This window comes from Paenibacillus catalpae, from assembly GCF_900112695.1.
GTDB classification, from domain to species: Bacteria; Bacillota; Bacilli; order Paenibacillales; family Paenibacillaceae; genus Pristimantibacillus; species Pristimantibacillus catalpae.
In genome coordinates this window covers 590973-612147 of record NZ_FOMT01000006.1, presented here as the reverse complement: position 1 = coordinate 612147, position 21175 = coordinate 590973, and the positions used below count along the sequence as shown (strand labels likewise).

The 21175-nt window shown below is 49.9% G+C and carries 12 protein-coding genes and 1 rRNA gene; 1 reads left to right on the top strand and 12 read right to left on the bottom strand.

Features of this window, described 5'->3' with window-relative positions:
- The 7 genes from BM200_RS27280 to BM200_RS27250 form a co-directional block, all read right to left on the bottom strand.
- Window positions 1–333 (bottom strand): 16S ribosomal RNA (locus BM200_RS27280); the annotation flags it as partial.
- 347 nt (window positions 334–680) lie between these two features.
- Complete coding sequence (gene ligA, locus BM200_RS27275) at window positions 681–2714, bottom strand: NAD-dependent DNA ligase LigA (RefSeq protein WP_091190067.1); 2034 nt, start codon at window positions 2712–2714, stop codon at window positions 681–683.
- A gap of 24 nt (window positions 2715–2738) precedes the next feature.
- The gene (gene pcrA / locus BM200_RS27270) at window positions 2739–5096 is read right to left on the bottom strand and encodes a DNA helicase PcrA (protein WP_091190066.1); all 2358 of its coding nucleotides are present in this window, start codon (window positions 5094–5096) and stop codon (window positions 2739–2741) included.
- A gap of 175 nt (window positions 5097–5271) precedes the next feature.
- Window positions 5272–5979, bottom strand: a complete 708-nt coding sequence (gene pcrB, locus BM200_RS27265) for a heptaprenylglyceryl phosphate synthase (RefSeq protein WP_091190063.1) — start codon at window positions 5977–5979, stop codon at window positions 5272–5274.
- Window positions 5980–5992: 13 nt separating this feature from the next.
- Window positions 5993–8512: a U32 family peptidase gene (locus tag BM200_RS27260; RefSeq protein WP_091190060.1), complete on the bottom strand. Its 2520-nt coding sequence runs from the start codon at window positions 8510–8512 to the stop codon at window positions 5993–5995.
- A 148-nt stretch (window positions 8513–8660) separates the two neighbouring features.
- Entirely contained in the window at window positions 8661–10565 is a 1905-nt protein-coding gene (locus BM200_RS27255; RefSeq protein WP_091190055.1) for a copper amine oxidase N-terminal domain-containing protein, read from the bottom strand.
- Between the two features lie 36 nt (window positions 10566–10601).
- Entirely contained in the window at window positions 10602–11717 is a 1116-nt protein-coding gene (locus BM200_RS27250; RefSeq protein ID WP_091190052.1) for a S1C family serine protease, read from the bottom strand.
- Window positions 11718–12114: 397 nt separating this feature from the next.
- Here BM200_RS27250 and BM200_RS27245 point away from each other — a divergent pair, with 397 nt between their 5' ends.
- Window positions 12115–13083, top strand: coding sequence for a sugar phosphate isomerase/epimerase family protein (locus tag BM200_RS27245; RefSeq protein ID WP_091190051.1), 969 nt, complete (start codon window positions 12115–12117; stop codon window positions 13081–13083).
- 249 nt (window positions 13084–13332) lie between these two features.
- Here BM200_RS27245 and BM200_RS27240 read toward each other — a convergent pair whose 3' ends face one another.
- The 5 genes from BM200_RS27240 to BM200_RS27220 all read right to left on the bottom strand — a co-directional run bounded on the left by BM200_RS27240 (window position 13333) and on the right by BM200_RS27220 (window position 21088).
- Window positions 13333–13938: a DUF2087 domain-containing protein gene (locus BM200_RS27240; protein WP_091190048.1), complete on the bottom strand. Its 606-nt coding sequence runs from the start codon at window positions 13936–13938 to the stop codon at window positions 13333–13335.
- Between the two features lie 202 nt (window positions 13939–14140).
- Window positions 14141–14359, bottom strand: coding sequence for a hypothetical protein (locus tag BM200_RS27235; protein WP_091190046.1), 219 nt, complete (start codon window positions 14357–14359; stop codon window positions 14141–14143).
- Between the two features lie 320 nt (window positions 14360–14679).
- Window positions 14680–17568 (bottom strand): excinuclease ABC subunit UvrA, encoded by a 2889-nt coding sequence (gene uvrA, locus BM200_RS27230; protein WP_091190044.1) that lies wholly within the window; start codon window positions 17566–17568, stop codon window positions 14680–14682.
- A 27-nt stretch (window positions 17569–17595) separates the two neighbouring features.
- The gene (gene uvrB, locus BM200_RS27225) at window positions 17596–19599 is read right to left on the bottom strand and encodes an excinuclease ABC subunit UvrB (protein ID WP_175533042.1); all 2004 of its coding nucleotides are present in this window, start codon (window positions 19597–19599) and stop codon (window positions 17596–17598) included.
- A 166-nt stretch (window positions 19600–19765) separates the two neighbouring features.
- On the bottom strand, window positions 19766–21088 hold the full coding sequence (locus BM200_RS27220; RefSeq protein WP_245773166.1) for a PDZ domain-containing protein: 1323 nt from the start codon (window positions 21086–21088) through the stop codon (window positions 19766–19768).
- Window positions 21089–21175 lie beyond the last annotated feature (87 nt).

Here is a 21175-nt window from a genome sequence, read left to right as displayed (position 1 = left end):
CGTGTCTCAGTCCCAGTGTGGCCGATCACCCTCTCAGGTCGGCTACGCATCGTCGCCTTGGTGAGCCGTTACCCCACCAACTAGCTAATGCGCCGCGGGTCCATCCATAAGTGGCAGATTGCTCCGCCTTTCCCGATTCGGCCATGCGACCAATTCGCGTATCCGGTATTAGCATTCGTTTCCGAATGTTATCCCAGTCTTATGGGCAGGTTACCCACGTGTTACTCACCCGTCCGCCGCTAACCTTGTCCCGAAGGACAAGATCCGCTCGACTTGCATGTATTAGGCACGCCGCCAGCGTTCGTCCTGAGCCAGGATCAAACTCTCCATGAAATGGTGTTTGACTTGCTCAATACTTAACTAGCTATTTAAAACTTGTTTGAATCGACGTGATTCATTTGTTCAGTTTTCAAAGAACTTGTTTGTCACATTTTGTCGTGGTGACAAGATGTTATGTTATCAGCTTCCGAACTCTTTGTCAACAGCTTGTTTCACATTTGTTTTAGCTACTCATGTGCTTTCGCTTGTTAATGCCGTGTCTTCCGAAGCGACAAGAAATAATATACCATGTCTGATTTTGAAATACAACTTGTAATAAATGACATTAATCTTTCATGACCATAATTAAAAAACCGCAAGCCCTGTTTCAGGACCTGCGGTGCTTTAACGCTCTATGCGTTCTATGCTTCGCCTAGCAAACGAAGCAATTCATCTTCATCCTCGATAACGGTAATGCCGAGATCGCGCGCCTTGGTCAGCTTGCTGCCTGCGCTTTCGCCTGCAATAACGAAGTCGGTCTTTTTCGATACACTGCCGGATACCTTAGCCCCGAACGCTTCGAGCTTCTTGGCTGCTTCATCCCGCGACATTTTCGACAAAGTACCTGTTAATACAACCGTCTTACCGCTGAAGATACTATCCTGACGGACCACTGCCGGCTGCTCAGCTTCCGCCTTCACGCCAAGCTCGCGCATACGCGCAATACTTGCAGCGATTATCGGATCGGCAAAGTAGTTCACAATACTATCCGCGACAATAGCGCCAACATCCTGCAAACCTACCAGCTCTTCCGCCGTAGCAGAGATGACGGCATCGAGGCTTCCATAGTGGTCGGCGAGCATTTTTGTCGTCGCCTTGCCCGTATTCGGGATGCCAAGAGCGAAGAGGAAAGCCGCAAGATCGCGTTCTTTGGATTTCTCGATGGCATCAAGAAGCTTTCTGGCCTTTTTGTCGCCGAATCGGTCCAGCTTAATCAAGTCATCATAACCTAGTGCATAAAGATCCGCCGGATCATGGACGTCGCAGTCCGCATACAGCTGCTCGGCCGTCATGACGCTGAAAGCTTCAATATCCATCGCATCACGGGATGCGAAGTGAGTGATACGCCCGATAATTTGCGGTCGGCACCCCAGCTTATTATTACAGAATAGATGGGCGCCGCGCTGCTCCAGCTCCGTTCCGCATGCCGGACAAACGGTTGGAAAGACAATCTCCTGACCCGGTTCTTCATCTACTTTGCCCAGTATCTCAGGGATAACATCATTGGAACGGCGTATGGACACAAGCGTGCCAAGAGCAAACTTCAAGTTCTTCCGCTCAATATCTCCAATATTGTTAAGCGTACAATTCTGAACCGTTACTCCTGCCAGTTCGACCGCTTCAACACGGGCTACCGGCGTGATTTTGCCTGTACGGCCAACCTCCCAGGAGACAGACTCGAGTACGGTTGCCGCTTCTTCCGCCTCAAACTTGAAGGCTACTGCCCAGCGCGGGAATTTATCCGTGTAACCGAGGGCTTCCCGCGTGCGCATATCTGTAAGCTTAACGACAGCGCCATCGATCAGGAAATCAAGTTCCAATCGTTTCTCGGCAATCCGCAGCAATTCTTCCTGCACTTCTTCAATCGTGTCGAAATACAAGGCATACGGATTCACTTTAAACAGGTTATCTTTCAGAAACTGCTGCATTTCACGGTGGTTCGTAAACGAAATCCCTTCCGCAAAGCCAACATTATAGAAGAAAGCATTCAGCTTTCTTTCTGCCGTTACTTTCGGATTAAGGTTACGGAGTGCCCCTGCTGCCGCATTACGCGCATTCTTAAGCGGTTCTGCTGCTGTCTGGTTATAACGCTCCAGGACGGACAGGTTCATAATCCCTTCGCCCTGTATTTCAATAATTCCGTCTCTGAAAGGAATCGTAAGCGGTACTGAACGGATGGTGCGCACCTGCGCAAGAATACCTTCGCCCACTGTGCCGTTGCCGCGCGTGGAAGCTTGAATGAGCTGTCCGTTCTCATAAGTCAGGTTGAGAGTGAGTCCATCAAACTTCAGCTCAATCACGTAACTCGGCTGAGGAAGAGGCTCCTCCCCAGGATGCTTCGCATTATAATCGTTAATACCCTTGAGCACACGCTGATTCCAAGCCAGAAGATCTTCAATATCCTGAGCTTTGTCGAGACTCCATAAGCGCGCCCGATGACGATGGGGCTCGAATCCCTTCAGCAGCTCGCCGCCTACACGTTGAGTAGGAGAATCCGTCAGCACAACTCCGGTAGCCGCTTCAAGCGCCACCAGCTCGTCGTACAGCTTATCGTAATCAGCATCATTAATGGATGGCCGGTCAAGGGTGTAATATTGATAGTTATGGGCGGAAATTTCCGCCGCCAGCTCTTGCATGCGGGTTAATTGCTCAGGCGTTGCCGTCTGATTGTCCATGGGAGGTCCCATCCTTCCATACCTTTAGACTTTTGTTATTGGTGCAAATCCGGCGAGCAGCCGTTTGACGCCAACCGGCGCAGGGAATGCGATTTGCAGCTCCATATCGTTGCCCGTTCCTTTAACGGAGACGATAACGCCTTCGCCCCATTTGCCGTGCGCGACTCTGTCGCCGGCAACGAAGTTCCGGTCCGCGGCACTACCCGCGGCCGATCCGGCTTGAGTCGCCGCTTTCGCTGCTGCGTCAAGCGGCGTGCTCACGCGCACTCCCGCCCCGGATGGCCCCGAGGGGCGGGCTCCAGCGCTTGGCGCGCCGAAAGATGGCGCGCGCCCTGCGCCAAAGCCGGCGTTGCCGCTGCTGCTGCCAAAGCTCGAGCGGCTTGCGCCTCCGCCAAAGCTGCCGCGGCCAATCGTTCCCCCCGGCGAAGCCAGCGTCTTCACGTTGTCCGGCACTTCCTGCAGGAAACGTGAAGGCAGATTGGCACTGATGCGGCCGAAGAGAGTCCGGCTGCGCGCGCATGTCAGGTAGAGCTGCTTCTCCGCGCGGGTAATGCCCACGTATGCAAGGCGCCGTTCTTCCTCCAGCTCTTCGTTGTCATTAAGCGCACGGCTGTGAGGGAAGATGCTCTCCTCCATTCCGATAATAAAGACGACCGGGAACTCCAGACCTTTCGCACTGTGCATGGTCATGAGGACAACCGCATTATTGTCTGCCGGATTACCGTCATCATCTTTGTCCATGGAATCAATATCTGCGATAAGAGCAAGATCCGTCAGGAACGCGACTAATGTCTTGTCTTCATTACGCTTCTCGAAATCAAGCGTAACGGACAGGAACTCGTCAATGTTCTCGAGGCGGGCAGTCGATTCGAGCGTCTTCTCTCGCTGCAGCTCTATCCGGTACTGCGACATTTCCAGGACTTTCTCCGTCAGCTCGGTCACAGACAGGTAGTCGACCATCTGCGTTAAATTATCAATCATATCCCGGAATTCATGCAGCAGACCTTGCGCACGGGCGTTCAGATCGATCCCTTGCAAATTACCAAGCACATTATAAATAGACGTGCCTTGACGGACAGCTTCTTCGGCAAGCTTCGCCACCGTCGTATCGCCGATTCCCCGCTTCGGAACGTTAATAATCCGCTGCAAGCTGATATCATCGTCCGGGTTGGAGATGAGTCTTAAATAAGCTAGCAGGTCCTTGATCTCTTTGCGATCGTAGAACTTGATGCCGCCGACGATCTGATAAGGAATATCCGACTTGATCAGAATTTCCTCGATCACACGGGACTGGGCATTTGTCCGGTACAAAATCGCATGTTCATCGTATCTGCTGCCGTTTTTCACATTTTTGCTGATCGTGCCGGATACGAAATACCCTTCGTCATGCTCGGAGTCCGCCTGATACAAAGTGATCATGTCGCCTTCTCCCTGATCCGTCCACAGCTTCTTCGGCTTGCGGCCGGTATTGAGCTTAATCACGGCATTTGCTGCTTCCAGGATGTTGGCGCTGGAGCGGTAGTTCTGCTCGAGCATAATCGTCCGTGCTTCGGGATAGTCATCTTCAAAGTTCAGGATGTTCGTGATGTCTGCTCCGCGCCAGCGGTAGATGGACTGGTCACTATCGCCGACTACGCAAATATTATGATGCTTGTCAGCCAGCATGCGGCAAAGCATATATTGCGCACGGTTCGTATCTTGATACTCATCCACGTGGATAAAGCGGAACTTGTTCTGGTAAAACTCCAACACTTCCGGCATTTCCTTGAACAACTGGATCGTAGTCATAATCAGATCGTCGAAGTCGAGTGAATTATTGCTCTTCAACCGCTTCTGATACATCTTAAATACTTTCGCCACAATATCGGTAAAATAGTCACCCGTCTTCTGCTCGTAACGCTCCGGTGTAATCAGCTCGTTCTTTGCTCCGCTGATTTCAGCCTGGACAGCCTTCGGCTCAAACTTTTTCACATCGATATTCAATTCCTTCATACAGTTGCGGATAACCGACAGCTGGTCGGCAGAATCCAGAATCGAGAAGTTGGAGGTAAAACCAATACGGTTAATATCGCGACGGAGAATCCGCACACACATCGAGTGGAAGGTCGATACCCAAATATCCTGTCCGGAAGGTCCAATCAGTGCCGCTACCCGCGACTGCATTTCTCTGGCAGCTTTGTTGGTAAAGGTAATAGCCAGAATGCTCCACGGAGCAACCCGCTTCTTCTCAATTAGATAGGCAATGCGATGCGTAAGCACACGCGTCTTGCCGGAACCCGCTCCAGCCATGATAAGCAAAGGTCCATCCGTTGCCTGAACGGCCTCCCGCTGCGGAGGATTCAGCTTCTGTACGGCTTGATCAATATTTATCGGATTAAACATAAATGTACTCCTTAATGATAAGTTCTGTTCGCATTTGTTCGCTTCTTACTGATAGTGTAGACAACGACCTTTAATGTGTCAATTTGCAAATAAAAAGCTATTCCTAAAGCTCGTTATTACGCTCTCGGAATAGCTCTCTCGCTGACTGACATTTCTCAAGAAAATAAGCTTTTGTTCATTTTTCCCCTGCAGCAGTCCGGACAGCCTGAACCGTCGACAGCGCTGCTTCCAGGTCGGAATAAATCACATTACCGACAACAACGGTATCGGCATATTCGGCAGCCTGCGATGCGGTATCCGCATTATGAATGCCTCCGCCATAAAACAGCTGGGCGCCATGAGCGGCCTCCTTCGCTGCGCGGAGAAGTGCCATATCGCCGAATCGCCCGCTGTACTCGATATAAATAACCGGGAGATTCATCAGCCTTGCCCCCATGCGGACATGGGCAACCAGAGCCGTTTCGTCCAGCTCCGTGTTTGCGCCTGTGACAGCTGCTGCTGTAGCTTCGCTGTTGAGGATAATATAGCCCTGTGAAGCGGTCTCCTCCCACGGCACAAACGAGCCATATTCCTTCAACCCTTCGATCTGACGGCCGATAATCCACTCTGCTCTGTCCGTGTTCAGGACAATAGGGACGAAGTAGCCGTCAAATCCAGGTACTGCCCCGTCGAGGCTTGAAACCTCAAGGGCACAATCAACCTCATAGCGGCGAATGCGCGCCATGAGATCAACCGTATTTTCAAACGTAACGCCGCTGGAGCCGCCAACTATGATTGCATCAGTTCCGGACATACAAACGGCATCCAGAACATCGTCGGAGATATCCTTCTCCGGATCTAATTTGAACACATGTCTCCAACCGCTGTACCATGCTCCACTCATGCGATGGTTCTCCTTACTTCACGAGCTGCCCGCGTGTAACACCGAGCTGATTCGTTGCTTTTAACGTTTTCCATACTTTCGTTCCTGTGATGCGGCCATCCAGCGCGTCCCGGTATAAGCCCAGTACTTCGCGTACTTTCTCCGGGGTTTCTTCCAGAAACTCAACGCGGTAGGAAGGTACGCCAAGCTCCATGAAATTGCGGATGTACTCGGCGCCAGACTGTTCAATCGCATTATATACCGTATTGCGGCAGCCTTCGTCTACACGTACCGGATGAGACATGCCAATACGGTCTTGCAGCGATGCGCGGTGATCCTCGCAAGGACGTCCGCAGTTCGTATAATCCGTACCTTCACTCATAAAGGTACAGTATACGCAATGCTCCGTATGGAACATCGGCATATGCTGCTGGATAACAACCTCCAGACGGGATGTGTCCGACTGCTCGAGCATATCGACCATCTGCTGAATGTTCAGATCGTAGGACGGGGTAATGAGATCAAGACCCGCTTCCGCAAATACTTCAACCGCTTTATGATTAGCCACGTTAAGCGAAAAATCGCCGATTAATCTCGGGAAAGGCTTGCCCGGATTCTCTGCGCGTGCACGAAGGTAGTAGTACAAGGCACCCGTATTGCGGACAAGCACGGCATCCGGTTGAAGCTTCAATATATTCGCATGGTAGCCGTTCTCTCCCGGCATATGAATACGCGGCGTAGCCAGCGCAATCGGCTTGCCTGCCCGTCTTGCTACTTCAATAGCAGCAGGGAACTGCTTAATAAATTCGAAATCGGCATAGATCATCTCAACATCCATTTGAACGGCCGCTTCAACCTGCTCCAAATTACGGCAGAGAGCCGTCAGTTTCGGATCAATCACTTTTTGCTTGGACTGCCCGGCAGCCAGGTTTGTCGCATCATCCAAAGGATCAATCATATGCTTCACATAGACCGGCGGTTTCGGACGCTCGCCCGTCAGTTTCACAACCGCGTCACGGCGCATCCTGTTCAGCTCACGTACCGGTACGATAAGATCGCCTTCGAGCGCCACTTCAAGCTGATCAAGCTGATACAGCGATCCACCAAGACGGCCAAGCTGGTCTTCAAGCAGTGCAGCATCCATCGGACGTTTATTCGCTTGCTCCAGCATTAGCTCAGATTCGACCTCAACGGTGATTCCTTTTTGAACATCCGTCCACCAGGTTCGGAGCGGTTCACCAACAACGCCCGATACTTTCAGATGCAGAGGGAATACGCGGTATGGCTTCTCGGTCTCGAATGTTGTACGCAGACGTTTATCCAGTGCCGGGTCGTTTGTCTTCCAGATCTTATCCCCGACATGCACTTTACGCAGGTCAACGTCATTACGGCCCGCTACGAGCTCGAGCAATGTTCCCTCTTGTGCTTCGCCTTCGATCTTCTGGCCATGACGGCGCAGGTCATAAACACGTCCGCCTTCTTCCTTCTTCGTTGGATCCCCTGCATCAAATACGATTCCGTCACCACGTTTAAGCGGAGCTTCCAGGCGAATCGTTACCGCATCACGCAAAATACGTTCTACACGGCCCAGATAGACGCCACGGCTTTTCGGGAAGGTGCCGTCTACCAGCTGTTTGTTGTTCGTTCCTTTCAGGAAGCCATGCGTAAAGCCGCGGGAGAAGCTTTGCTGCAGCTCGCGGACTTCTTCCTTGGTAGGGCCGGTCATATCTCCCGAAAAATAACTGTCAATTGCACGGCGGTATTTGCTTACAACATTAGCAACATACTCAGGGCTTTTCAGGCGGCCTTCAATCTTGAAGGACGTGACGCCTGCCTGAATCAATTCCGGAATCAGATCAATAGCCGCAAGATCTTTCGGAGATAATAAGTAAGCAACATCGCCCATCGGCTTATGCTCGCCGTCTACCATTAGATCATATGGGAGCCGGCATGCCTGTGCGCACTCGCCCCGGTTCGCGGAACGGCCTCCCCACATTTCCGAGGTAAGGCATTGGCCCGAATACGATACGCAAAGCGCGCCGTGAACGAATACTTCCATCGGAAGCTTCGCTTGCTCGCCAATCTTTTGAATTTGTTTCAAGTTATTCTCGCGGCCAAGAACGACACGTTCCATGCCAAAAGGCTTCGTGAACTCTACCGCTTCCGGCGACGTAATCGTCATCTGAGTCGAGCCGTGAATCGGGAAGTCAGGAGACAGCTCGCGAATCATTTTCACAAGACCCAAATCCTGCACGATTACCGCGTCTACACCGGCATTAATACACATCTCTATTAATTGCTTCGCATCACGAAGCTCATCTTCAAATACGAGAATGTTAAAGGTCAGAAAGCCTTTCACTCCATACGTATGAAGAAACGCCATAATCTCCGGCAGCTCTTCGCTCCGGAAGTTGTTCGCGCGGGCACGAGCATTAAACTTCTCTACGCCAAAAAAAATGGCATCCGCGCCGTTGGCCACTGCTGCGCGCATGCAATCCCAGTCGCCGGCCGGAGCCAGCAGCTCGATATCCTCTCGCTTTATATTAATCGTCATTCGACATTCATTCCTCCATTTGTAAACCTGCTATTGCTAGTTTATCAAACCGCGGCATCAGATGCCACCACCCAATACTGGCAAGGAAGAGAAAAGAAGCCGATTCTCTTGACGAGATCCGGCTTCTTTCCTAATACTTACATGACTATTATTGAAGCTTGATCGACTTGACAATTGTGTCAAAGCCGTTCAGAGCGCTCGTTGTTGCGTTTGCATCATTAATTGTAAAGACGAGCAGCAGCGTATTGCCTTTGCTTTGGACAAAATATAAAACTTGTGTAATCGGCACCCCGGAATCTGTCACATCATGAATGGTAAATTTGCCAACCGTCGAGTTGCCCACAAATAGGGAAGAACTATTGGAAACTGTTATTCCTTCTTCCTGTAGTCCTTGTTGAACAGCTCTGTTTGCTGTCGCGGCATCAACATCTTCATAAGCTTGAATGATCATGCTGCTATAATCGTCAGCGTAGCTTACTGTCTCTTGGTTAAAGTCAGTGTCGATACCCAGCCAGTGAGACGGAAGATCGATGGAATAGCCATATTTACTGCTTGTTTTCGTATTCACTTGTGTACGGTCGATGTTATCGTACTGATCTTCGATTTGGCCGTAATTTTTTTCAATATAAGCCGAGTCGATATCTACCGTTGCCATTGTGGATTTAAATAATGCATCGCCTTGGGCTCCGAGCTTCGAATCATAAGTGAAATGAACCGAATAACGATAGTTGCCTACAATCAGATAAACTTCATTAACCGTAACCCAGTCTTTCATGTCATAGCTGTAATCATAGGTCAAAACTTGCGCATTGCCGTCTTTCAAAGTAATAGAAGAGACTTTCTCATTCTTAATATAATTCGGCAAGAAATCATCATGAAGCTGCTGTTGCATGCGAGCAAGCCATCGGTCTACCGTATCACCCGACTGCAGCGAAGAGATTGCAAAGGAGAAATAGCCGTCTTCGCTTACATACAGAGGAGTTGTGCTGTCTTTAACACCGTACCAACCTGCAGGCAGCTTAAGGGAAAGGCCAAACTCTTTGTTATTAATGGACATAAGGCCATCTTTAACTTTTGTAATATCTTTAACGGTGCTATCCGCTTTATTGAAAGAAGTCACGAAGCTGTCCAGCAGAGACTGGTATGGATCAAGAGCCGACTTGTCTGTTCCAACAACTCCAACCATCACGTAATACAGCTCTTCGCCTTTTTGAGCGGCACGATATTCGAACATCATTCCACGTTTAGTTGTTCTTGTTACCAACTTCTCGAAACTCTGGCCATTAACAGTGATCGCACGTTTATCCATTACGACTTCATCATCGCCGAGCCAGTTTACAGTGATTTTATCGCGAATCTCGTTGCTCGTCAGAACATCAGACACATGCTCAGTCGACACGATAACGGTCGATTCGCTTGTAGTGCTGCCCCACATTGCAAATGTTCCGTCATCACTTTGCTGCACTAGCGCAAGTCCTGGTGGATAGTTCATCGTCCAGCCGAGGTAGCTGTCACCAAATTTCGTTTTGCCATAGTCAGGATCCAGGTTCGGCAAGCCGCCGCCTGAATTACTGCTGCCCGATTGAGCAAGCGTACCGGTGATTACAATTTCATTCGTCTTCTTATCTTTGCCAATCTTCGCGCCGAACGTTTCGACAATTACCCGCACCGGCACCATTGTTGTACCCTTGATCACAACTGGCGCAACAGCGACTGTTTGTGCTTTGCCATTTACTTTCACGGCTTTGCTGCCGATCGTGACTACCACGGTTTTATCATTATAATTAAGCGTAATAATTTTATTGTCTTGCAGCTTCAGCTTCGCGCCAAATGCTTTCGTAATAATGCTAAGCGGTACCATTGTTGTTCCGCTTTTCTCAAAAGGAGCTTGTACCGTCGATTGTTTGCCGTTAATCTTAACGGCGGTGCTGCCTGTTTTGAGGCGGACTTCTACTGCTGTGCTCGTAGAATCTGCTGCAAAAGCTGCTTCCGGCACGATGCTGACAACCATCAATACCGCGAACAGCATGAGCATAAATCGGTTCATCTTCATTCTCTCTACTCTCCCTATTTATAAATGAATAAGAAATTAAGCCGTAGTCAGCGTTAGTTTACGGGTAACCAAATCGCCATCCATCATCATTGTGACTTCAATCTGCTGGCTTGGTAAGTACGATTTCAAAAGCTCATTTAGTTCCACAATAGAAGAAATCTGATGGCCGGCAACGGAATACAACACATCCCCAACCTGAATGCCCAGCTTCTTGGCAGAGTCCGATTTGACAGAGGTCACTGTTAAACCGTCATCTGTCGGCAGACCGACAATAGCAGCGTAACTCTCTTCCAGACCGATGCCGAGGGATGAACGCTTCACATGACCATATTTGAAGAAATGGCCCGTTACGTAGGAGACGGTATCGATCGGAATGGAAAAGCCCATGTTATCGATACCTTCATCCACAAACTTCATGGAGTTGATCCCGATTACTTCGCCCTTCATATTCACAAGTGGGCCGCCGCTATTCCCAGGGTTAATCGCCGCGTCTGTCTGCAGCAACTTATAGAAGGAAGACACCGAACGATTCATGCCGCTAAGTACACCAGTTGTAGCCGTGTTGCGAAGCGAGAAGGATACAGGCGTCCCGATTGCAATAACCGTTTCGCCAACCTTTGCTCGGAGAGGCGATGCCGCAAACTTGGCGACCGGCAGCTTGGTTGCATTGATTTTGACAAGCGCCAGATCGCTTACCTCGTCAACATTACTTCGCTTTCCGCTGTACTGCTTGCCATCCGCGGTAACGACCGTAATATTGGTCATGTCCTTCACGACATGGGCGTTGGTCAAGATCCAGCCATCCGCCTTCATAATGACACCCGTTCCATGAGCTAACACATAACGCTGGTCGCCGCCTCCTTCAGGCTTGCCAATAATGCCAACAACAGAAGGAGATACTTTGCTGACAATGGCGGGTACATCCGCAGGCGGTGTGTAAGTATAGGTCTTCGATGATGCGTCATAAGTCCCAGCCCCTCCAAGAGTACCTGTCAGCGAAGAAGCTTTGACATAAACTTCTCCATTAATCTTGGTCGCGCTCATTTTCATTGTTCCGGGACTTGTTGCTGTTCCCGCTGCAAACGCTGAACCAGCCACCAACAGGCCTCCCGCCAGGACGATGGCACCTGCGCGAAGCATACTACGTTTCACTCTATCACTCTCCCAGATCCAATAAAAAAGAGAATCCATTTATAGGAAACATGTTCTAAATGTATCATGCCAAAGTACTATACAACAAGAAGAATTTGTATTTAAAATCCTAAATATTGGGTAAATGTAAGGATGAAGTAAACCTCTTATTTTCTTATTATGAAGAATCCAATATAACGACAAATAGGTATACCTTGATCGAATAAATTTGACGTTATTGTAAAGTTTTAAATAGGCCCTTTCGTTACTGAAATGCTAAGTCATTCCGCACCAAGAGAATGCTTTCATTTTAATTGCTCTGTTTATATGCGATTTTGGTTTTTCTTTCGTAAAAATTAACTATCCGCTCAAGTAGAATGATATAATAGGGGCAGCCAAACCTTAGGAGGTAATAATAATGAAATTAGGCGTATTTGCCGTACTTTTCTCGCAGAAACCACTTGAAGAAGCGCTCGACTATATCGCAGCCAAAGGTCTGGAAGCGGTAGAGCTGGGAACTGGCGGCTATCCGGGCAACGCACATTGCGACCCTGACACATTGCTTGCTGATGCAGGCAAATTGAAAGCGTTTAAACATGCAGTGGAATCGCGTGGACTGATGATCAGCGCACTTAGCTGCCATGCCAATCCACTTCACCCGCAAAAAGCAATCTCCAGTGCAGACGACGCTATTATCCGTAAAACAATTGAACTGGCTAACCGTCTTGAGGTTCCAGTTGTAAATACATTCTCCGGCTGCCCGGGCGACCATGAAGATGCAAAATATCCGAACTGGCCGGTTGCTCCATGGCCAAATGATTTCCAAGAAATCCTGGCATGGCAATGGGAGAAAAAAGTTATTCCATATTGGTCTGAAATCGGCGGCATTGCTGAACAAAACGGTGTAAAAATCGGCCTCGAGCTGCATGGCGGCTTCTCCGTTCACACCCCGGCTACTTTGCTTCGCCTTCGTGAAGCTGCTGGTAAAGCGATTGGTGCCAACCTTGACCCATCCCATATGTGGTGGCAAGGCATTGACCCTGTCGAAGCTATCAAAATCCTGGGCCGCGAAAATGCGATCCATCACTTCCATGCAAAAGATACATCGATTGACTATAATAACGTGAACAAACACGGCGTGACTGACATGCAATCGTACACCCTGATGATGGACCGCGCTTGGCAGTTCCGCTCCGTTGGCTTTGGCCACGATCTGAAAACTTGGGCTGATATCATCAGCACGCTTCGCCTTGTTGGCTACGACTACGTTGTCAGCATCGAACATGAAGACGGCCTAATGTCCGTCGAGGAAGGCTTCTCGAAAGCCGTTCAAAACTTGCAGCAAGTTCTGATTAAAGAGCCTGTAGGCGATATGTGGTGGGTTTAATTCTTGTGTAACTGATATTCGCTGCGCAAAAGTATGTTTCTTCCGATCGCTCTTGACCGCGGATTTTCTCAATTAAACCGCTGGGCGGTTGAAATCCTTGGTCAAAGGCGAACGCTAGCGCTTCTCCAGAAACATACTTTCGCTCCGCTCACGCAAGACACACAAGAATTAAAGATAAGAGCAGTAAAACAGCCTGCCTGGCTTTGAGCCGGGCAGGCTGTTTTTTTGTGAGAGCAAAACTAAGAATACTTAGGACAACATCTCCCACTTCGCCCACATTTCCTGTGGATTGAGCTCGTAAATTTCGTTTTCGCGGAACATGAATTGATGCATGATAAACTCACGCCGGATCGTGGCGAAATCTTCATGGTAACCCTTTATGAATGCGTTAAGTTCTTTTTCCGTGTATTTACGTCCCTTCTCTAACTTCGAGACCATAAACTCAAGTACGATAAGCTTCTTCTTGAGTTGAGCCGGGATCGACTTCAACTGACCCGATGCGGTAAAGAAGTTCTTGATCACGGATTGCTTCATACGCTCCAGTTCCTCATTCATTTGTTCTTCCTCTCCCTTCTGATTAGACTGCCTATAGATCAGGTTCGCCGCTGCATTAGAGCCGCTCTTGATAAAGTAATCATTGAGTGAAAAATAAATGGTGTTCTTCTCTCTCCGCTCATTGATCAGGCTCGCTTCCCGCAGCTTTGCCGCATGATGTGTTACGGTAGCCGGCGTTACGCCAAGCTTTTCAGCGAGTACCTGACCGTTGAGCTCTCCATCTGCCAGCAAGATGAGCAGCCGGATTCGCGTTGGGTCCGCAAGTGCTTTATGGTAATTCACTACTTTATCTAATTGCATGGAGGTCACTCTCTCCCTTCTGAGATATAATTTAATAATTGTCTAATTAGATTATTGTTAAATTAGATATTACGGGATGGCTTCCTAAAAGTCAATCCGCAAACCAAAAAAGCGCCAGCCTGCTTCATCCTTACGGATGAATAGACCAGCGCTTGTTATCCATTAATAAAGCCTGCCGATTAACGGCAGGCTTATGTATGATTTATGCCATCCAAACTTTAAAGATCATAATGTAGTCAATGTAAACAAACAAGGCGAGCGATACGGCGGTAAATCCGATCGCAAACACATTTTTCTTAGAACGAGCTTTCAATAAACGCACAAAGCCAATCAAGATCAAAATGGTAAATGCAAGCATGAACCAGTCAAATGTATTGATGTTGCTGGTCGATTGTGCTGCTTCTTCTGCTGCCAAAAACATCGAGTGACCCCCTTTTATTCGCACGTAGCCTATATTACCTCTATGTTATCTTCAAGTGGCAAATGATGCAAGTCCGATTCAGATTTCGTAACAACTTTGTCACCTTTTCCCACATTTTCTTTTTAAAACGTTGTCTTTCCAGTTTACCCTGCCAATAATTTGTCCATATCGGCCCACATTTATAACAAATACATACAAGCGAGAACGGCTGCGCCATCCACGGGAGGAGCAGCAACCGTTTCGCTAAGCACAGAATAATGAAATCTCAATTTAAAAAGAGACCCTCCTCCGTTCAAGCAAAGGAGAGTCTCTGTCTTCATTTAATCCACAACGCCGGCAGCTACACTTTCTTCTACGGAGCGATGCTTCTTCACCGTACGTTCACGGTCACGTTCCATAATCGGCTTCAGATACTTGCCCGTATAGGAACCGGCAACCTTCACTACATCCTCCGGTGCACCTGATGCAACAATGGTACCTCCGCCATTACCGCCCTCTGGACCAAGATCGATCAAATAATCGGCTGTCTTGATTACGTCCAGGTTATGCTCAATAACTAGCACCGATTCTCCCGAATCAACTAAACGATGCAGTACGGTAAGCAAACGGTCAATATCATCGACGTGCAGCCCGGTAGTTGGTTCATCCAGGATATACAACGTCTTGCCCGTGCTGCGCCGATACAGCTCGGAAGCCAGCTTCACCCGCTGAGCCTCGCCTCCGGATAACGTCGTAGCCGGTTGGCCCAAGGTCATATAGCCAAGGCCTACATCAAGCAAGGTCTGCAGCTTACGATGGATACGAGGGATGTTCTCGAAGAACTTGGTTCCGTCCTCGATCGTCATTTCCAGTACTTCGGCAATGTTCTTGCCTTTGTATTTCACTTCTAACGTCTCGCGGTTATAGCGCTTGCCTTTGCAGATCTCGCAAGGGACATAAACATCCGGCAAGAAATGCATCTCAATCTTGATAATCCCGTCGCCTCTGCAAGCTTCGCAACGTCCACCCTTGACGTTAAAGCTGAACCGGCCTTTCTTGTAGCCGCGAACCTTTGCTTCATTGGTTGTGGAGTACAGATCACGCACATCGTCGAATACCCCTGTATAAGTAGCAGGGTTCGAACGCGGGGTACGGCCAATTGGGGACTGGTCAATATCAATGACCTTCTCCAAATGCTCAAGACCACGCAGCTCCTTGTACTCCCCTGGACGCACCTTCGCCTTGTTCAGGTCGCGGGCAAGCGTCTTATACAGGATCTCGTTGATGAGAGTAGATTTACCGGAGCCGGAAACGCCCGTCACCGCGGTAAAGATACCAAGCGGAATCTTCACGTTGACGCCGCGCAGATTATTCTCCTTGGCGCCGCGGATTTCCAGCCATTTGTCACCGGTGCTGCGGCGCTCAAGCGGAACCTCGATAAATCTCTTCCCGCTCAAATATTGGCCGGTCAGCGAGTTATCATCCTTCATAATCTCCTCAGGTGTCCCTTCAGCTGTTACCATGCCTCCGTGTATACCTGCACCCGGGCCAATATCAATAATATAATCCGCTGCCAGCATGGTATCTTCATCATGCTCAACCACAATAAGCGTATTGCCAAGGTTGCGCATATGCTCCAGCGTTTGAATAAGGCGGTCGTTGTCACGCTGATGCAGGCCGATACTTGGCTCGTCCAAGATATACAGGACGCCCATCAGACTGGAACCAATCTGCGTAGCGAGGCGGATACGTTGTGCCTCCCCACCGGACAAGGTTCCCGCTGCACGGCTCATCGACAAATACTCCAGACCAACGTTAACGAGGAAGCCTAGTCGGCTGTTGATCTCCTTCAGGATCAAATGGCCGATCGTCCGTTCTTTCTCGTTCAGCTCAAGAGAGTCAAAGAAACGCTGCGCTTCACCAATCGATAACGAAGTAACAAAGGAGATGTTCTTCGCATTAATGGTCACCGCAAGGCTTTCTTTCTTGAGGCGATGTCCTTTGCAGGTACCGCATGGCTTCGCGCTCATATAAGCCTCGATATATTCCCGGATGCCTTCAGAAGCAGTCTCCCGGTAGCGGCGCTCCAGATTATGCACAATACCTTCGAAAGGAACAAAAGCTTCCTTCCGGTGGCCAAAGTCATTCTCATAGAGGAACCGCACCCGCTCCCCGCCTGTTCCGAACATGAGCTTTTTCATTTGATCCGCGGTCAGATCCGATACCGGAACATCCTGCGGAATATGGTAGTGCTGACATACGGCGCTAAGAAATTGCGGGTAATAGTTGGACGTGCTTCCCGCCCAAGCTTCGAATGCCCCTTCATTGATGGCTTTGCTTAGATTCGGAACAAGCAGATCAGGGTCAACGATCATCTTTACGCCAAGGCCGTCACATTCCGGACAAGCACCATACGGGCTGTTGAAAGAGAACATACGAGGAGCCAGCTCCTCAATGCTGAAGCCGCATTCCGGACAAGCCAGGTTGGAACTGAAGAGCAGCTCCTCCTGATCGATAATATCAACGAGAACACGGCCATCGGCCAGCTTCAGCGCCGTTTCTAAAGAGTCGGCCAACCGGCCCTGGATGTCTGGTTTAACAACAATCCGGTCTATGACAACCTCGATGTTATGCTTTTTGTTCTTCTCCAGTTCAATCTTCTCGCTTAGCTCGCGAAGCTCGCCGTTAACCCGTACCCGGACGTAGCCCTGCTTCTGAATATCCGCAAGCAGCTTCGTATGCTCGCCTTTACGGCCGGAAATAAGGGGAGCCATAATTTGCAGCTTCGTCCGTTCCGGATACTCCATAATCCGGTCAACCATTTGTTCAACTGTCTGTGAGGTTATCTCAATACCATGATCTGGGCAATGCGGTCTTCCGATCCGGGCATACAGCAAACGCAAATAATCGTAAATCTCCGTTACCGTACCTACCGTCGAACGCGGGTTACGGCTTGTCGTCTTCTGGTCAATCGAGATCGCCGGAGACAAGCCTTCAATGGAATCGACATCCGGCTTCTCCATTTGACCCAGAAACTGCCGGGCATACGCGGATAACGACTCGACGTATCTGCGCTGGCCTTCTGCATAAATCGTATCAAAAGCAAGCGAAGACTTCCCGGAGCCGCTAAGCCCTGTCAGCACGACAAATTTGTCGCGGGGTATGGTAACGTCGATATTTTTCAAGTTATGGGCTCTTGCCCCTTTGATTACAATCTTGTCACTAGCCACTTCTTACGTTCCTCCCATTCCTTGTCTCTAGCCCATCTCGGCTTTCAGCTCCAGCAAAGCGTCACGCAGCTCCGCGGCTCTCTCGAACTGCAGGTTCTTCGCCGCATCCTTCATCTCGGCTTCCAGCCTTTGCAATAATGCCTGACGGTCTTTCTTCGACATCTTCTCGGTGCCAACGCCGGTCAAATATTCCGACTTCTCCTCAGCCACTTTCGTCGCCTTGATATCATCATGCACTTTCTTGCGGATCGTCTGCGGCGTTATGCCATGCTTCTCGTTGTAGGCAATCTGAATGGTCCGGCGGCGCTCCGTCTCCTTCAGCGCCTTATCCATGGAATCCGTAATCTTATCCCCGTACATGATCACTCGGCCTTCACTATTACGTGCAGCCCTGCCAATCGTCTGAATCAAAGAGCGTTCGGAGCGAAGGAAGCCTTCTTTATCGGCATCCAGTATCGCAACCAGCGACACCTCCGGCAGATCCAGCCCTTCCCTCAGCAAGTTAATACCCACCAGCACGTGGAACGTACCAAGGCGCAAATCCCGAAGGATCGCAATCCGTTCCAGCGTCTTGATATCGGAGTGCAGATAACGCACTTTAATGCCAATCTCTTTGAAATAATCCGTCAGATCCTCAGCCATCTTCTTCGTCAGCGTGGTGACAAGGACTCGTTCATCCTTGGCAATCCGGTCGCGGATCTCGACTAACAAATCATCGATCTGGCCTTTGGTCGGACGCACCTCAATAATCGGATCAAGCAGGCCTGTCGGACGTATAATCTGTTCAATCATCGTCGGGCACTGCTCCAGCTCATAAGGTCCAGGTGTTGCCGATACATAAATTTGTTGTTTGGATTTCTCCTCGAATTCCTCGAAGCGCAGCGGCCTGTTATCCAAGGCAGACGGCAGGCGGAAGCCATGGTTAACAAGCATTTCCTTCCGCGCACGGTCACCGTTGTACATAGCCCGGATCTGCGGCAGGGTAACGTGGGATTCGTCAATAACGATCAGCATATCATCCGGAAAATAATCCATGAGCGTATACGGCGTAGCTCCGCGTTCACGGAAAGTCAGAGGTCCCGAATAGTTCTCGATACCGGAGCAGAAGCCCATCTCGGCCATCATCTCAAGATCGTAACGCGTACGCTGCTCCAGACGCTGCGCTTCCAGCAGCTTGCCATTCTCCCGCAGCTCCGCAAGGCGTTCCTCCAGCTCCCGCTCGATATTACCAAGCGCAACCTTCATCGTCTCTTCATGGGTAACGAAGTGAGACGCCGGGAATATGGCCACATGATCGCGTTCGCTTACGATCTCGCCAGTAAGCACGTCGATCTCCGTAATTCGTTCAATCTCATCGCCAAACAGCTCGACCCGGATCGCCCGTTCATTATTGGCAACCGGGAAAATCTCTACAATATCACCGCGGACGCGGAACGTACCGCGGATAAAGTTAATGTCATTGCGCTGGTATTGAATGTCAACAAGCTTATGAAGAATCGTATCCCGGGGCTTCTCCATGCCTACCCGCAGCGACAGAACCAAACTGCCGTATTCGGAAGGCGAACCGAGACCGTAAATACAAGATACGCTCGCTACAATAATGACGTCCCTGCGTTCAAACAAAGAACTGGTCGCGGAGTGGCGCAGCTTGTCGATTTCATCATTAATGCTGGAATCCTTTTCGATATAGGTGTCTGTAGACGGGATATAAGCCTCAGGCTGAAAATAATCATAATAGCTGACAAAATAGCTTACCGCATTGTCCGGGAAGAACTGCTTGAACTCGCTGCACAGCTGTGCCGCGAGCGTCTTGTTGTGTGCAATGACCAGCGTCGGCCGGTTAAGCTCCGCAATCGTATTGGCAATCGTGTAGGTCTTGCCGGTACCTGTCGCACCAAGCAAGGTCTGCTTGGCTTCGCCGTTCCTCACGCCTTCAACAAGTCTTCTGATGGCTCCCGGCTGATCGCCCTGCGGCGTATAGTCGGACTTTAATTGAAATAATTGCTCTGAAATCTCATTCACTTGCGTCATCCACCCCGTTTCCCTTACTCATCAATCATTATAGTCAATATATATAATAATATAGCATATCCGAATGTGTGTTCCCCTCTATTATAGACGTCTGCAACGGCTGTTGCAAACATAAAATCGAAGGGCTTTCCCTAAGCATCCGCTTAAGAAAAGCCCTTGTTCCCCTTTAAACATTCAAAGTGCCCGAACGGTCTTCATCCTCCGAATAAACCCCGCCCCGGCGCTTTGCCGTCCTTGACCTGCGAAGGAGATCAAGCAGCGTAGCCGGCTCCGATGAAGCGTAATAGGTCGCCCGCTCATCCGGCGACAGGATGACGCCCAGCTGATGATGCTCCCCTTCATAACGTGCGCGCTGAACAAATTTGAGCTCGCCGTCTGTATTCAACACCTCAAGCTTATACATCGCCGAGCTGTTCTGCAGCGCCTCGTGAAGATCCTCTTTGGAATAAACGCGGCTGCCGTTTACTTTCGCGATAATCTCGCCTGCCTGCAGCTTCATCCCATCTGCCGGTGTACCCGGCACAATGCCAAGTATGCGCAAGCCGCGCTGGTCATTCACATAGAGCGGACTTTGTGCCGCCTCTATAGCACGGCTTCGCCAGATAATCACTTCATGCATGAGCAGCGAGCACAAAGCAGCGATCGGCAGCAGCGCAGGCTGCCACCACGCGAGCAATGCCGCACCCGTCAGCAGCAGGCTGTACCCCAAAAGCCTTTTTGCCGCGTGGCGGGCTTTGACCTTGGGCAGCATAGTCCGCGTCATCTCGCTGAAGCCGATAATCATCGGCAGAGCTACGACACTCCATCCTTGCGTCCAGTCACTGCCGGATAATGGCGTCCATGGCAGATCAACAACGGATGCTCCTCCTGCAGCAGGTACAAGCAGAAACAGCGGAACCGGCCAAAAGCCCTGCAGCATATAACCGCCAACAAGCTTGCCGCGTTTGCCTTCCAGAAATAACGGGGTAGCAAGCTTGTCGCCTTGCCGCCGGACCAGGAAAGCCTCCATCAGATGAAGCAGCGCTACCAGCACAAGTATGCCTGGCATATCAAGCGCTGCGAGTGAAGCAGCGATGTCGCCAATCCAGCCGCCGTTATCCTCTAACGGTGTAAAACCAATAATCCATTGCAGAAGCGCGAGCACTCCCGCTCCGTAAGCAAAGCACAGATAGCGGATCCGGAACAGCAGCAGAACAACTGCCGATCCCCACAGCCATAATACGGCATCCCCGCTTAAGCTTATTCCGATAAAAGCTCCAACAATGGAGGCGATCACGCCCGCTGCAAGCCCCGCCAGCATGGCTTTCGCGACTAATCGCGGCCATATATGCAGCCTAACGGCGAACATCCTTCTCTCCAGAGAGATTTGCCTTGTGTACTGTACAATAATAAATAAGACCGCAATATAGTAAAAAGGCTGCGCCAGCAAATGTACAAACGCCTTGCCAAACTGATCTAGTAAAGCATTGGCCGCATCCAATCGCCACACTCCCATCCTGCATCTAGCGTAAACGGCTGCGCCGTCCTAAGAGGACAAGCACGCGTTTCGCGGTAAAATAAAATAAAATAAAATAAA